The organism is Cupriavidus sp. 05N40 (assembly GCF_056397305.1).
This window is the reverse complement of the sequence record NZ_JBFTND010000191.1, coordinates 1-14,414: the sequence shown is the minus strand read 5'-3', so window position 1 is coordinate 14,414 and position 14,414 is coordinate 1. Positions and strand designations below refer to the sequence as shown.

At 61.9% G+C, this 14,414-nt stretch carries 12 protein-coding genes and 1 tRNA gene; 7 read left to right on the top strand and 6 right to left on the bottom strand.

The window, feature by feature from the left end; translation table 11 throughout:
• Positions 1-616: 616 nt before the first annotated feature.
• The 4 genes from ispB to AC1DO7_RS32235 all read left to right on the top strand — a co-directional run bounded on the left by ispB (position 617) and on the right by AC1DO7_RS32235 (position 4,556).
• Positions 617-1,546 (top strand): octaprenyl diphosphate synthase, encoded by a 930-nt coding sequence (gene ispB, locus AC1DO7_RS32250; protein ID WP_441617925.1) that lies wholly within the window; start codon positions 617-619, stop codon positions 1,544-1,546.
• Between the two features lie 111 nt (positions 1,547-1,657).
• Positions 1,658-1,734, top strand: a tRNA-Pro gene (locus tag AC1DO7_RS32245).
• A 32-nt stretch (positions 1,735-1,766) separates the two neighbouring features.
• Positions 1,767-3,350: a DUF6538 domain-containing protein gene (locus tag AC1DO7_RS32240; RefSeq protein ID WP_477117021.1), complete on the top strand. Its 1,584-nt coding sequence runs from the start codon at positions 1,767-1,769 to the stop codon at positions 3,348-3,350.
• Between the two features lie 141 nt (positions 3,351-3,491).
• Positions 3,492-4,556: a site-specific integrase gene (locus AC1DO7_RS32235; RefSeq protein WP_477117020.1), complete on the top strand. Its 1,065-nt coding sequence runs from the start codon at positions 3,492-3,494 to the stop codon at positions 4,554-4,556.
• 8 nt (positions 4,557-4,564) lie between these two features.
• On the opposite strand, the gene AC1DO7_RS32230 is transcribed toward AC1DO7_RS32235, so the two are convergent.
• The gene (locus AC1DO7_RS32230) at positions 4,565-5,503 is read right to left on the bottom strand and encodes a restriction endonuclease (protein ID WP_477117019.1); all 939 of its coding nucleotides are present in this window, start codon (positions 5,501-5,503) and stop codon (positions 4,565-4,567) included.
• A gap of 242 nt (positions 5,504-5,745) precedes the next feature.
• On the opposite strand from AC1DO7_RS32230, the gene AC1DO7_RS32225 reads away from it, so the two are divergent.
• Positions 5,746-6,261: a hypothetical protein gene (locus AC1DO7_RS32225; RefSeq protein WP_477117018.1), complete on the top strand. Its 516-nt coding sequence runs from the start codon at positions 5,746-5,748 to the stop codon at positions 6,259-6,261.
• 131 nt (positions 6,262-6,392) lie between these two features.
• Here AC1DO7_RS32225 and AC1DO7_RS32220 read toward each other — a convergent pair whose 3' ends face one another.
• The 4 genes from AC1DO7_RS32220 to AC1DO7_RS32205 form a co-directional block, all read right to left on the bottom strand.
• Complete coding sequence (locus tag AC1DO7_RS32220) at positions 6,393-8,753, bottom strand: hypothetical protein (RefSeq protein ID WP_477117017.1); 2,361 nt, start codon at positions 8,751-8,753, stop codon at positions 6,393-6,395.
• Positions 8,754-9,118: 365 nt separating this feature from the next.
• Positions 9,119-9,331 carry a hypothetical protein gene (locus AC1DO7_RS32215; RefSeq protein WP_477117016.1) on the bottom strand — a complete coding sequence of 71 codons (213 nt, stop codon included), beginning with the start codon at positions 9,329-9,331 and terminating at the stop codon, positions 9,119-9,121.
• A gap of 640 nt (positions 9,332-9,971) precedes the next feature.
• On the bottom strand, positions 9,972-10,448 hold the full coding sequence (locus tag AC1DO7_RS32210) for a hypothetical protein (RefSeq protein ID WP_477117015.1): 477 nt from the start codon (positions 10,446-10,448) through the stop codon (positions 9,972-9,974).
• Positions 10,449-11,039: 591 nt separating this feature from the next.
• Positions 11,040-11,651, bottom strand: a complete 612-nt coding sequence (locus AC1DO7_RS32205) for a recombinase family protein (protein ID WP_477117014.1) — start codon at positions 11,649-11,651, stop codon at positions 11,040-11,042.
• A gap of 345 nt (positions 11,652-11,996) precedes the next feature.
• On the opposite strand from AC1DO7_RS32205, the gene AC1DO7_RS32200 reads away from it, so the two are divergent.
• Together AC1DO7_RS32200 and AC1DO7_RS32195 are read left to right on the top strand one after the other, a co-directional pair.
• A complete protein-coding gene (locus AC1DO7_RS32200; RefSeq protein ID WP_477117013.1) occupies positions 11,997-12,431 on the top strand; it encodes a very short patch repair endonuclease in 435 nt (144 codons plus the stop codon).
• A 47-nt stretch (positions 12,432-12,478) separates the two neighbouring features.
• Positions 12,479-13,816 (top strand): DNA cytosine methyltransferase, encoded by a 1,338-nt coding sequence (locus AC1DO7_RS32195; RefSeq protein WP_477117012.1) that lies wholly within the window; start codon positions 12,479-12,481, stop codon positions 13,814-13,816.
• Here the strand turns inward: AC1DO7_RS32195 and AC1DO7_RS32190 are convergent.
• The coding region (locus tag AC1DO7_RS32190) for a hypothetical protein (RefSeq protein WP_477117011.1) at positions 13,791-14,414 on the bottom strand (624 nt) is incomplete at its 5' end. The genes AC1DO7_RS32195 and AC1DO7_RS32190 overlap by 26 nt on opposite strands.

Sequence of the window (14,414 nt, the reverse complement as noted above, 5' to 3'; positions counted from 1 at the left end):
CAGCAACCTTATATTGCTTGCCGCCGGTTTTTACGACCGCGTACATTGTCGAACCTCTCGATGTGAAATAAAACGCCGAAAGCCAATGCCAGCTTGCCCTGGCGCCCGTTCGCCCCGCGTGGTGCGGGATGAAGCCGGCAGCCCGGACAGCCCAATTGGCGCCGGTTATCTCCCGCCGGCGCAACCGCAAACAACGCAAAGCGGCCGGAGGAAACCCGTGATTCTATATGAGATCCGGGAAAAGTACAAAGAAAACAGGCACATAGCTAGCCCGGCGCCGCCGGGCGCACATTGTGCCGGCGAGCGGGAGGTGGCGGCTCAGATCAGGTCGGCCAGCAGGAACCCCGCCAATGCGGCGAAGGCGGCCCACCAGGCGGTGCGCCGCAGCCGGCGGCGCGAAGCGGCATCTCGATCGGTCATGCCCGCATTATAGGCCGCGGGGCGGCTCGCCGGACCCGCTGGCCCGCGGGCAGCAAGCCGCCTGCGACGTGGCGGCACCCCCCGTTCAGGGGACATACATACACCCGCATCGCTTATAATCGGCGGGTTTTGCGTAACGGTGAACATCTTGTCCCAGTCTTCCGCCACTGCCTTGCTTGCCCCGGTCGCTGCCGACATGCGCGCCGTTGATTCGGTTATCCGCCAGCGCCTCGCTTCGGAAGTGCCGCTGATCGAACAGATCGGCGAGTACATCATCAGCGCGGGCGGCAAACGCCTGCGCCCCGTGATCCTGCTGCTGTCCGCGCGGGCCTTCGGCTACGACGGCCATCGTCACCACGACCTGGCCGCGGTGGTGGAGTTCATCCACACCGCCACCCTGCTGCACGACGATGTCGTCGACGAGTCCGAGCTGCGCCGCGGCCGCGAGACCGCCAATGCGGTGTTCGGCAACGCCGCCAGCGTGCTGGTCGGCGACTTCCTCTACTCGCGCGCCTTCCAGATGATGGTGGACGCCGGCAGCATGCGCATCATGGAGATTCTCTCCAACGCCACCAACGTGATCGCCGAAGGCGAGGTCCTGCAGTTGCTGAACATGCATGACCCCGACGTCACCGTGGAGCGCTACCTGCAGGTGATCCGCTACAAGACGGCCAAGTTGTTCGAGGCCTCGGCCCAGCTCGGCGCCGTGCTGGCCGGCGCCGACGCCGCCACCGAGGAAGCCGCCGCCGAATACGGCCGCCGCATCGGCACCGCCTTCCAGCTGATCGACGACATGCTGGACTACACCGCCAGCGCCGAGCAGATGGGCAAGAACGCCGGCGACGACCTGCGCGAGGGCAAGCCCACCCTGCCGCTGCTGCATCTGATGGAGCATGGCACCGCCCAGCAGCGCACGCTCGCCCGCGAAGCCATCCTGCAGGGCGGCACCGAGCACTTCGATGCCGTATTCGCGGCGATCCACGACTGCGGCGCGCTGGAAGTCACCTTCCAGGCCGCGCAGCGCGAGGCCGAGGCGGCGGAGAAAGCCGCCCGGCTGTTCCCCGAATCGCCGCTGAAGCAGACGCTCATCGACCTGTGCGCGTTCTCGCTGCAACGCCAGTCCTGAACGCGGAACACACGGAATGCGCAGCTACCCCTTCCCAAGCGGAAAAAAGGCTGCTAAACTTTTGTTCTTTCTCGCAGCAACAATATTTCTGGCGCGGCGATAAAAACAAAACGGGGTGTAGCTTAGCCTGGTAGAGCGCTACGTTCGGGACGTAGAGGCCGGAGGTTCGAATCCTCTCACCCCGACCAAATCAAGAGCCTTGATTTACAATGGAAACGTTGTGGATCAAGGCTTTTTCATTGCTATGTCTCATGTGGGTGTTACACAAGCCGGAGATAATCAGGCCATGTGTACTCATCTTTCCAAGCGCGGCTCCCGCTACTACGTCCGCCGCAGAATCCCTACTGATTTAGTCCAGCATTACGGGCGCATGGAGATCATGCGGGCCTTGGGCACGTCCGACCGCCGAGAGGCCGAACGCCTCTGCCGCGTTGCCGGTGCGGCCCTTGATGCCGAGTTCGAACAGGCTCGGGCCGGGCTGGCTGCCGCCGCAACCGCTGGCGCTGTCGATACCCCGCCCGCCGCACCACCTGCCCCGCAGATCGACGTTGACGCCGTCGCCTCCCGAACCCTCGCCGCTATCCGCCGCCGCCGTGATGACGCACTTGCGCGGGGGCATGAGGCCGTCACGGACTTCATGGATCGGCAGCGCTGGGGCTTGATCACACAGGAAGCGGTCCTAAATGGGGAACTGGACCCCCATCACCCGCCGTCCGTCCATGAGGCCCACAGGAACGCGCTACGGGCCTTTCTGACGGGTGACGGCAGCGTGCGCAGCGTGTCCGCACCTCCCGTGCCGGAAGCGCCTGCCGCGCCGTCTAAGGGGCCAGGGACGCCCCTCCCGCAATTGGTGGGCAAGTGGGCGGCAGAACGTAACCCCGATACCCGTACCATCAGCATCCAGAACCGCGTAGTCCGTCGCTTCCATGATCTTGTCGGGAAACTCCCCGTTGAGCAGATTGAGCGGCGGCATGTCGTCCAGTTCAAGGACAAGCTACTCGACTTGGGGCAGACCGCGACAAACACCAACAAGCAGCTTACGAACCTAAGCACCTTGCTCAACTATGCGGCAAGCAATCTGCTACTGCCCGCGAACCCGGCGTCTGGCGTCAAGGTACTGGAACAGAAGCGGGCCAAGGAGGCGCGTCTTCCGTTTGACTTGCCTGCGCTGACCTCCATCTTCGACGGGCCGGTTCATGCCCAAGGGGCACGGCCCCAAGGTGGAGCGGGCGAGGCGGCGTACTGGCTACCGCTGCTCGGGTTGTTCACCGGTGCCCGGCTCGAAGAACTGGCGCAGCTTCGGCCCGAAAACGTCTACCCGGAGTCGTACCGCGACTCAGACGGGACAGAGCGCACGGCATGGGTTATCGCCATCACGGACAGGGGAGAGGGTCAGGGGCTAAAGAACGCTGCCAGCCGCCGCCGAGTGCCAGTACACGCCGAGTTACAGCGGCTTGGGTTCATCAAGTACGCGCAGCAAGCCAAGGGCCGGGAACGCATCTTCCATGAGCTACGCCCCGACACGATGGGCGCAGAGAGCGGCAACTGGTCCAAGTGGTTTGGCAAATACCTGCGAAAGGTCAAGGTCACAGACAAGCTGATGGTCTTCCACAGCTTCCGGCACAAGTTCAAGGATGCCGCACGGGAGGCAGGCATTGCAGAGGATGTGTCCGATGCGCTGACCGGGCACAGCAACGGAAGCGTGGCCCGGAACTATGGTGGGGTGAACTACCCGCTTCGGCCACTGGTAGAGGCAATGTCGCAGTACAGGATACCGGGCTTGGTGCTGCCCGCGCCGCGCTGATTCCGAGTGCCGCTTGCAGCGCCCTGGGCCGGTGGCACAATTGTCGCGGCCCCCAACAACTCGGGGCACACAATCTGCACCGAGGACCGGAGCGCAAAGCACCCATTACCTGTGCATCCACTTTCAGAAGGATGACAACGAATGGGCACGCTCGTTAAGCGCACAAACAGCAAGGGCATCGTCACGTATCAAGCCAAGATACGCCTCAAAGGCTTCAAGATCATTTCACGCTCCTTTCCCAGCCGGGAGGAGGCAGAGGCGTGGCTGCGGGCCACTGAGCCTGAACTGAGGGCGCGTTCGCGTGAAGCCGCCAGAGAACAAGCCCACGTAAAGCTAATAGCTGAGTTCAAGCAGCGTCCGCGTATTGTGGCCGACTTGCTGCATCGGAACCTGCACGAGGAGACTGCCCACAAGAAGGGAGCAGAGGCCGAGGTCAACCACACGCGCAGCATCCTGAAGTACCCACTCGCCCGCGTCCACCTTGAGAACCTCACTCGTCGGGACATCAAGGAATGGACGGAGCAGCGGCTACAACATGTCGCGCCAAGCACAGTCAACCGGGAACTGAACATCCTCAACGCGGTGTTCAAGCTGGCCGTCTATGAGTGGGATGTAGCCCTCTGCAAGAGCGTCCTGATTTCCGTTCGCCGCCCCAAGAACCCACCGGGGCGCGTGCGCCGACTATCTCCGCCCGAGGAGACAGCCCTGCGGCGGGCAGGCGAGGAGACGCGGAACCCCTACATCGTTTCGATCTTAGACTTAGCACTAGAAACTGCCATGCGCCGTAGCGAGATACTCGACCTTCAGTGGAATCGCGTCAGCCTCGCCCATCGGTCAATCCAACTCATCGCGACGAAGAACGGCACGCCGCGCGGCGTCCCTCTGTCCAGGCGCGCAATGGAGGTGCTCATCGCTCTGAGGCGAGTCGCCGCCCACGAACTCGGCGGCGCTGGAGAACTCGACTCCGGCCCCGTCTTCCCCGGCCTCACGGTCAACGCATTCAAACTCGCGTTCACACGCATGGTGAAGCGCGCCGGGCTGGAGAACTTCCGTTTTCACGATCTGCGCCACGAGGCCACCAGCCGGCTCTTCGAGAAGGGTCTGTCACAAATGGAGGTGGCGACGATCACGGGCCACAAGGACATACGAATGCTGGCTCGGTACACGCACCTGCAAGTCAAAGACTTGGCGGCCAAGCTGGACTGATTCAGCAGTCATGCGGCGCGGGCCAGCTTGATCTTACAACGGGGATAGTTCCTGCAACCCCAAAACGGCCCGCCCTTCCCTTCGCGCTCAACCAACTTCACCCCACAGGCGGCGCATGTCGGCGTCCAGTAGTCGCCCTTGAATGCCTGCGCCAGCAACGTCGCCTGCTTGTAATGATCGAGTGCCCGAATCCGCTCAACAATGGCATCCCCGTCAAGCAATTGAATACCGGCCCGCTCGGCCGACTCCTGCACAGGCCGCCCGACATAGCCGGACAGTGACCAGAAGACGCCTCGCTTCACCTTATGCTCATGCATAACGCCGCCGAGGGCGCGGACCTGCTCCACCTTCACCGGCTTGTTCCATGCCTTGCATTGGACGACAGCCACCGGAGTCTCAAGCCCCGCCTTGTACAAGGTGGCATCGATCCCGCCGTCCGGGCCGTGCGGGACAGTCTTGACGGTGAACCCCATTGCCTCGTAGTACCCGACGCAAAGTAACTCGAATCGCTTCCACTCTAGGAGTCGGAGCGCATCAAGGGACCAACTATTGACTTCCGGACGTACTGGCTCCGCTACCGCCTGTGCCGCACCATCGACGCCCTGCCTCAACATGTCCCTCACGGTGTCAGCGGGCGAGACCTTCGACGCGGGCCTGGAAGGCGCTTGAGAGCTTCGAGCAGTCTGTGCACGCCGCGCCTTGGGCGATGGCTTGAGTGGCGTGGTCGCTCCTTGGCTCTGCCGTCGCTCGCGGATGTAAGACAAGAGCGCGATGAAACAGAGTAGCGTCGCCGGAATCCAGGCTAACCCTCGGCTCATCATGGCAATACCGAGTAGGTACGGATTCGCCGCGAACATCGAGGGCAGAAGCCCATAGAGGGCGATGTAGCTGGCTATGGCAAGCATGATGGACACCCACCAAGGGGCATGCAGCAATACATCGCTCAACGCCGCCTCTTTTCTCCTTCGACCCATTGCCCCTACCTCTTATTGTTCTGTGAGCGGCGCGATAGCGCTGCAGACGCGGATGAAACGCGCGCCTGCTGCAAATCTACCCGAGAATGTTGCGCGCTCGCGTTGTGCAGCCCCAACACCCCACTACAGGCGGGTGGCAGCCGCCCATAGTGGTAAGGGCTTACTGGCTGCTCAGCTAGAATCTCCGAATCGGATGTCGCACGAGGGTTCGCACGATGGCAACGTCACCAAACAATGGCTACAAGCCAATTCTGGACATGCTCGACCAAGTGCGAAAGGCACAAGATGGCGGGGCGACGATAGCCGCACTGGCGATGGTCTACGTCGGTATTGACACGATGGCATGGCTCTCGCTCCCTGTGGGCACGGAGAAACAGGGTAGGACGGACTTCTATCGATGGGTAGACTCCTACCTAAAAGCGGATGCGACCGGGGCATACCAATACGCCGGCAAAGACGTGTACGCTGCCCGTTGCGCCGTCCTGCACCAGTTCTCTACAGTTGCCGATCTACACCGCCAGAAAGCGCCGCCGAAGAAATTCGGCTACCTTGACAATGGGCCGCATCGAACGGATGGCGGTGATCTCGTCTTGATAAGCGTGGCCACGCTCATCCGAGACTACTTCCGAGCCGTCGCAGCATTCACTAGCGCTGCACAAACGGATGCTGCACTCAAGGCGAGAATAGACAGCCGGATGGATGAACTGCTGAATACAACAGCACTAGCTTGAGTCGGGCCGCACTGCGCCCAGTGAAGGGCGACCCTCTCACACCCTTCCCCGCAAATCTAGGCCGCACGATGACTGACGGATTTCCTTCGGGAAGAGAAACCCGCCAGCTTCCATCTGTTGGAGTCGCTCTATTAGTCGGTTATACCAGCCCTGCGCATGGCCTCCTTGCGGCGGTCCTCGAACGTTGGGTCGAGGCCGGGATTGGTGCCCGGAGCGGGTGTCTTCCGGGTCCCCTTCTCCTTGGTCAGTCGGGTAATCTCATCAGCCACCGGCTGCGGCATGAGATTCACGATGGTCGGCCCCTGTAGCGCGGCCTTCGTGTCGTCCTTCGGGAACATGAACACGGTGAGCACGCCGTTGCCGACTTGCCGACCACTGCGGATGACGTACTCCTTCGGGTCGAAGTTCGCCATGTCGCCGCCCTTCGCCTTCACGCCGGCAGTGAGTTGCGCGTCGATGACGTTCTGCACGGCGGACTGGTACACCTGAGTGGACTGCACACCGCCGCCCGGGATGATCCGRTTGACTGCGGCGTTCAGCGACGATTCGCCCTGCACGTTGTGCTGCGCGGGGATGATCGTGCCTGGCAGCAGGTCGGCGTTCTTGATCGTGTCGGCCAGCTTGATCTTGGTGGCCGTCTCAAGCGGCACGTTGTACGCCGTGGCGTAGCGCACCGCATCCGGGGCCACCGTCTTCGCAAGGTTGGCTACCACCTCGTCCGTCAGCTTGTACTTGGTAAGCTGGCCGGGACCCATGAACGGGACGACTTGCTTGAGCCAGCCGGGGTTCTCCGCAGAGATCACCGACCGCACCGCCTTGCGCTCGTCCGAGGTGGGCGACAGGTCGGCGCGACCCTTCTGTAGCGCGGTGCGGAACTCGACAACGCCCTTCGGGTCGTTCAAGTCCACGCCGCTGCTCAGGAAACCGGCCACCTTCGCCGCCTTCTCCGCGCCGAGGTAATTCGTCAGTGCCTCCGGGCCGTTCTCGCCGGACTTGTACAGTTCAGCGGCCCAGCCCAGCGCCTGAATCTGCGCCTTGGACGGGGCCGCGCTGCCGCCCGTCAGGAACCCGCTGATGCCGGAATCCAGCATCATCTTGAACTTGGGGCTTTGCAGCTTCTCATCCGGGGACGCCTGTGCGGCGCGGCGGAAGTAGTTCGTCGTGCGCCCCGCGTCCCCGCTGCCCACCTCACGGTCGAACGACTCGTTCATCACGTCGGCCACGGCCTTCGGGTCGAGTTCGATACCCTTGATGCTGGCGTAGTTGCCCGTGGTGAAGGCCATAGCGGCGACGTTCGCTGAGTCGAGGTACTTGCTGTCCGCTGCGCCTGCCTTGGCCGTGGCCTTCTGCATCGCGTCCTGGCCGGCTAGCCACTGCTTGTGCAGCGCGGCCCGCTTCGTGTTGTTGATGAACGGCTCGCTCGCGCCCGTGCGGCTCTTGAACTGTTCGTTGTACCCGTCGATGTGAGCATCCAGTTCGTGCTCGGTCGTGATGCCCGTGGCACCGTGTGCGAGGTTGAACTCGAAGCCGGCGATGTTGTTCGTGATGGTCGTGGTCGCCGGGTTCTGCTGCGCATCCTTCGCCACGTACTGCGGCATGGAGTCCTCGATCTGCTCCCGCACCTTCACGTCCAGTTGGCCCCACAGCGGGCTGGCCTTTACCGCGTTGTAGTAGTCGAAGTTGCCATTGCGGAGATTCGCCACAAGCGACTGCGTCATGCCGCGATTCCACGAGTCACGGGTCTGGCCCGGGGCTGGCGAGGAGGCTGCGACCGCGTTGGCGTACGCCGTCTCCTGCTCAGTCGGGTCCCAGCCGGTGGAAGCAGCCTTCCGCTGCGCGGTCAGCCCGTTTCCGATGGACAGGTTCTGGTTCGTCTGCTTGTCCATCATGTCCGTCTGCTGCCACGCGAGGTGCTCCCGCATGTGCGTCTTGAGCATGGGTCCCCACGACTCGGCCAGCTTGGCCTGTACCGTGGCGTCCACCAGCGGGTCGCCAGTGTTGCCCATCGTCGCAGCTTGGTTCACGAGGAACTTCCGTACCGCATCCGGGGACTGCTGGCGCAGCGATTCCATGTTGCCCATGAACTCCGTCTCGGCCTGCTGGAGCGCGGTCGTGGCCGTCATAGCCTGCGCGCCGCGCACCGTGGCCGACGGGCCGAAGATGTTCATGTACCACGGGTCGTCCTTCTCGATCTGCTGGAGAGCCTGCCCCTGCGCGACCTTGGACATCCCCTCGTAGTACTGCTGCTTCTCCATGCGCTCGACGTACGGCTTCAGAGCGCCTTCCGCAAGCTTGTTCACTGCCTCCAGCGTCTTCATGCCAGTCTGTGCGATGCCGGCGAAGTCGGTCGTCGGGACGCCTGCGCCCACCGCCGTCGGTACGGCATTGCTGCCGCTACCGTCTAGCTGGGTGGCCAGACCACTCGCCTGCACCGAGTCCTGAAGAACTACCTGCCCACTGGAGTTGAGGGCGAAGGAATCGGGAATTGCCATTGTGAATCTCCTTGTGTCAGGCGCGCCGGTTGATGCAACGCCATAAAATGAGAACCCCGGCGCTGGGCCGGGGCTTGAAGGTGGGTTGAGGGGGCGATTGGGGCGACGCGGTGGCTACGCACGAAACGGTTCGCAGGTGGCTGTAATGAGGGACACAAGGCTGGCGGACACGTTGTATTTCCCTGCAATCTCTTGTGTGCTCATCCCCGCGAGTCTGTCCTCGATAATGGCGGCGTTTCGCCGCGCCGCCTGCTGAAGCGACACGCTCAGTTCCGCGGCCCGTCTCGCCCTGTATCGTCGTGCTTGATGCTCGCGCATCGAGTGTGCCTCGCCGTTAGGCCACGCTGGTTTGTCGGTACGGCCCGTCACTCAGCGGCCCCGCCGATGGCTACGCTCAGCGGGGACCGTTCTGCGTTGGGCTTTCGCCCCGGTTTCTTTCGTGCGGCCCAGGTCGGCAGGTGGCCGGTCAGCTTCTCTACCAGGCGGCGGTACTCGGCTCGGGTGCTCGGGTGCGACTGCACGGCAAAGCGGGCCGCCTCGCTCGTGTCATGTTCAAGGGGGTGTACCTGAGTGTTCATACTCTCTCCTCAATGGGGTCGTGCGGCGCATCTTGTGCGCCGTAATTTCAGTTGGATGGGTAAATGGGCTACCGAGACATGGCAGCAATTGATAGCGCCACAGCGTGGAATCGCCAGTCTCTACTCCTCGGGGTTAGCACCTCTGACCCTAGATAGCTGGTTTTTCCTGTATCCCTCGCCTGCCTCCTGCTCGAACAGATAATTCTCCTTGCCTGTTCGCATCGAAAGCGGGATACGCGGATTCCTGACCCTGAGATGAGCTTGGTGTTCCTTGTAGTGCCCTGCCTGCGCACCCGATAGCCTCGCAGCCATCCCCCTGTGGGTGTCGTGCCCTTGACGCGGGCCAGTCGTACTGCGTTTCTCTGTCTCGGTCAGAGGACGAAAACAAAAGAGAGGGATCTGTTGCCCCGCAGGCGCGTCTTCATGGGTCGAGGTGTCTGGCACGCGGCGAGAGAAACGAAAAACAGATGCCGGACGCACGCTGCCCGGAAAGTGGTCGGGTGGTTCTGTCTCGGTCAGAGGACGGAATGGAATCCGGGGAATCAATGCCGGCATGCGCCTGTCGGTACGCTTCAGAAAGCTAAATGGGCTGGCCCGCAGGCCAGCCCCATGGAATCCATCCCGGCGCAAGGCCGGTGTCTCAGACGGCCACGAAGTGCGAGGCGTGGTGCCGTGCTTCGGGGTCGCCGCTGTCGTCGGTGATGACCAGCGCAGTCCCGATAACGGCCTGCACCGGGTACGCCTTGCCCAGCGTCAGCCAGTCCTCGGCGTCCTCCACGTCGATGCACAGCACCGTATCCCCCGCTGAAATGACGCAATGCGACTCACCGGCCGTCCGGCTCAGTCCAAAACGGTCCTCCGCCTCATCGTAGAACCCCGCCAGCATCGACGGCAGCAGCCCGTGACCCTCCGCACTCATGCTGGCGATGAAGTCCCGTGCGCACTTGTCCCGCCAGTCCAGCATGGTGCTGCCCTCGGGCATGGCCTTGCGTGCGGCGGGCCAATACTTGGCTCCGAATTGGCCGATGCCGTAGGCGGCGTCGTACTCGGCTTGGCTGTATGTGCTGGGGGCTTGCTGGGTAACTTGCTCGCGTGCTTGTGCTACTGCGTGGCGCATGGTGCGGCCTCCTTTGGGATCGTTGGAGGCCCGCCGTGCATCGGCCAAGATACGGGCGGCGGGCCGAAGGCGGGGTTGGCCGACCGGCCCCAAAGGATACCGGCACACCCGAAGGTGTCCCCGCCCCCGGCCCGCCATTGAGGGGGGGGGCGTGCGGAGGCAGCGCACAGATGATAGCGCCGCGCGTGGCGGCTGTGCGTCTTTGGGTTCCAGGCGGCCAAGCCCGTTCGCGTCTGTCTACGCGAGGACCGAATACTAGGCGGCCCAGCCATCCCTAATCAACGTCTCTCTACGTACCCACCGCAGGCACATTGCAAGGCAGGTGACGCTGGATTCCGCGTCGCTTCGACGTTGTATGTATTCGGGAAAAATGTAGGAATTGGCTCCCCATAAGGGTTTTCGGGTAGGCGAAGTGGACGGATTGACCAACTTCGGTCCGGCTGCTGTGCGCCGCTTGTGTCCCCTGCCTAACTTTTTTGTAACAGCGCGGGGCGTTGGCGGACCTGCAATAGTCTGTACGGGAGGGGTGCAGCCGTTCGCGCAAGCGCGGGCACTGCCCGCCGCCGCATCCAGGGCGCGAGCTATCCACCGTCAGCCGGCAGGCTGAATCTCACGCAGGATCGTCTGTCCGCTAACGCCGTAGGCCGTGCCAAGCTCGCGCAGGGACTCGCCTGCCGCCTTGCGGGCCAGTACCTCGGCCACCACATCGGCCAATTCGCGCCCGTGCTCCTCAGCGTACTTGGCTAGGCCGCGCTTCCGGCCCAGCACCTTGCCCTCGGACTTTGCCCTCGCCAAGCCCGCGTGTGTGCGCTCTACAAGCTGGTCCCTCTCGAACTGCGCGAAGGCGGCGAACATGCGGCGCACCAAGTCCCCCGCCGCGCTGRTGACTTCCATGACAGGCAAGTCCAGCACCACCACCCGCACGCCCATGCCGCGCAGCATCTCCACCGTGCGGTCGATGTCAGATGCATTCCGGCCCAGGCGGTCCAGCTTGGCGACTACAAGGGCGTCCCCTTCCTCCAGTTTGTCTACCAGCTTGGCAAACGTAGGCCGCTCCATTGCCGGGACCGTGCCGCTGATTACCTCGGAATGAACGCGCTTCGGCTCGACTCGGTATCCGGCCTGCTCGGCCAGTAGGCGCTGGTTCTCGGTGGTCTGTCCGTCCGTCGAGACGCGGGTGTAGAGGTAGGTGCGTGCAGTCATGGTGTTGCTCCGTAATAGGTGCTCCGAATTGTATGCGCTCCGAATCTCGCGTCAAGGACTTTCGTGACAACCAACGGAGCGGTTTCGCGCTGCTCCGTAATCGGTCGTATTCGGAGCAGACTACGGCCCGGTGCGGCCTACGCGTGTGTCGCGTTTCATGCGGGCGCGGGCGCTACGCGTTTCATGTGCGTGCCTGCGTCGATTCGCGGAGGCGTTAGGGAGGGTGCATACGGGGGAAAACTGCCTCGCGTGCGCGGTGCGTGGCCTCGCAGAAATGCCAATCAAAATTTGGGTCGGGCCGCGTCGCGCTAAGCTAGCGAAAACGAAGTCCGCAGCCCGCAATCAATGGTTGATACACGAACCCCAGATCAGCGAAGCAAGATCATGCGATCAGTTGGCACTCGAAACACGGGGCCAGAGTTGGTCGTACGGAGACTTCTGCACCGGCTGGGCTACCGCTACCGCATCCATGTTCGGGGGCTGCCCGGCACGCCTGACATCGTGTTCTCAGGGCGAAAAGTCGCTGTATTTATCCATGGATGCTACTGGCATGGACACGGGTGCAAGAAGGGCAGGCTTCCCAAATCGTCGCTGGACTACTGGGCGCCGAAAATCCAGGCCAATCGGGCGAGAGACTCAAGGAACCTCGCTGCGCTTCAAGATGAAGGCTGGCGTGTATTGACGGTATGGCAATGCGAACTAAAAGACACCCAACTGCTAGAGTTGAGACTTGTCGCATTCTTGGGGTCGCCGTCCAAGATTCGATCGACATCAGCATGACATTCCGGTACGATTCGGCTCTAGTAAATTGCCGTAGAGGAAGAGAGATGAGCCGACCGATTGGGATTGATTTGTTCGCCGGAGCAGGGGGACTGTCCCTTGGCTTCGAGCAAGCGGGCTTTGACGTGGTAGCAGCCGTCGAAATCGACCCCATCCATGCCGCCGTCCACGCTTTCAATTTCCCGCACTGCGCGGTGATTCCACGCTCGGTCGAACACCTATCGGGCCGAGACATCCGAAAGGCTGCTGGCATCGGCAAACGCCGGGTGGACGTCGTATTCGGCGGCGCTCCGTGCCAGGGCTTCTCGATGATCGGGCGCCGCGCCCTAGACGACCCACGCAACGCACTGGTGCGTCACTTCGTGCGACTGGTGCACGAACTTGATGCGCAGGCCTTCGTCTTTGAGAACGTCAAAGGCATCACAGTCGGCAAGCACGCCCAATTCTTACAAGAGTTGATCGAAGCATTTTCGTCGATTGGCTATGAGATTCGCCTGCCATGGAAAGTGCTCAATGCGGCTCACTTTGGCACGCCGCAGTACCGCGAACGCCTGATCCTGATGGGGTGCAAGAAGGGCTGCACGCTCCCTGAGTACCCTCCGGAATTGTTCCGCCCAGCCGGCTCGCAGAAAGTACTGCTCGGGCTACCGGAAGGGCCCTCTTGTTATGACGCCCTCAATGACATTCCGGACGCAGAAGCGTTTGACGAATTGCTGGTATCGGACACAGCAAAAGTCAAATGGGGCAAGGCAAGCGAGTATGCCAAGCATCTTCGCGGTGCTAAACGTGCAGCGTGGGATTTCTCTTACCCCCGCGAGTGGAATCGGTCGCTTCTAACAAGCAGCATGCGTACGGACCACACTGCCATCTCCCGTCGCCGTTTTGGAGAGACGGAGGAAGGTAGCGTCGAGCCTATTTCTCGCTTTTTTAAGCTCCCCCGTAACGGGGTCAGTAATACTCTGCGCGCCGGGACGGACAGCGCCCGAGGAGCGTTCACGTCACCACGCCCCATACACTACGAATTCGAACGCTGCATAACCGTGCGGGAAATGGCGCGCCTTCATGGATTTCCCGATTGGTTCAGGTTGCACCACACGAAGTGGCACGGCGCCCGCCAAATCGGAAACGCTGTCCCCGCGCCCCTCGCACGCGCCGTCGCTTCTGCACTTATTAAGGCCGCAGGCTACGAGCCCTCAATACCCGACGCTGTAGTACGCCTGGGCGACCCAGACTTGCTCAGGATGGACATGGGCGAAGCCTCGACCTACTTCGGCATCGTGACTCCGATTGGCAAACGCGACAAGAAAGGTGCACCGAAGCGGAAACAGTGGGACGACAGGCCAGAAGCGGAGGAGGAGATCAAACTCCTTGAACAGACGGCTTGAGTTCGTACAGCGCCTCCTGCTCCAACTCAAGGGCATCGAAGTCTTTAAGGGCGTCCCGATAAACGCCTTTAAATTCGGCTACATAGATGCCCGTTGCAGCAGCCGTCAAGGCGATTGGCACAACCAGATCAACGGACGTTTCATTGAATGCAGCTTTCACCTGCTGGATTATCTGCTCCTCCAAGATACGTTGATCCTTATTTTTCGCTTCGGCAGTGATTATCATGCGCTGCAAGTCACCATGCTCGTCTCGGTAAGTTGCAGCAAAAAGCGCGTCCACTTCGCAAAGACGTAGTTTGATGCCGATTTGAAGGTGAGTAAGCTCGACAACATCAATCGGTGATCGCAAGGCGAAATGTGTTTCGACGACGGCCAGTTTCACCGCCACTTGAATCAAATACGTCTCATCATCGCGCCCCAAGGCTTTGCTTGCCTGTGGCATCGAGATACTTTGGATTTGATGGTGCCAAACGTCTGCGTGATAGCCAAATCGGCTTGGAAACGGCTCGGTCTGATCGGCCGCATAGGGCACGAATTCAAACACATTTCCGTTTCCGGTAACCTGCCGCGCCCCGATCCTCAAGTCCTTCAAGCGATC

Bases quoted from the DNA above. Each gene is read 5' to 3' on its own strand.
- ispB (WP_441617925.1), top strand. From the start codon at position 617: ATGCGCGCCGTTGATTCGGTTATCCGCCAGCGCCTCGCTTCGGAAGTG.
- AC1DO7_RS32235 (WP_477117020.1), top strand. From the start codon at position 3,492: ATGGGCACGCTCGTTAAGCGCACAAACAGCAAGGGCATCGTCACGTAT.
- AC1DO7_RS32225 (WP_477117018.1), top strand. From the start codon at position 5,746: ATGGCAACGTCACCAAACAATGGCTACAAGCCAATTCTGGACATGCTC.
- AC1DO7_RS32215 (WP_477117016.1), bottom strand. From the start codon at position 9,331: ATGAACACTCAGGTACACCCCCTTGAACATGACACGAGCGAGGCGGCC.
- AC1DO7_RS32210 (WP_477117015.1), bottom strand. From the start codon at position 10,448: ATGCGCCACGCAGTAGCACAAGCACGCGAGCAAGTTACCCAGCAAGCC.
- AC1DO7_RS32200 (WP_477117013.1), top strand. From the start codon at position 11,997: ATGGTTGATACACGAACCCCAGATCAGCGAAGCAAGATCATGCGATCA.
- AC1DO7_RS32195 (WP_477117012.1), top strand. From the start codon at position 12,479: ATGAGCCGACCGATTGGGATTGATTTGTTCGCCGGAGCAGGGGGACTG.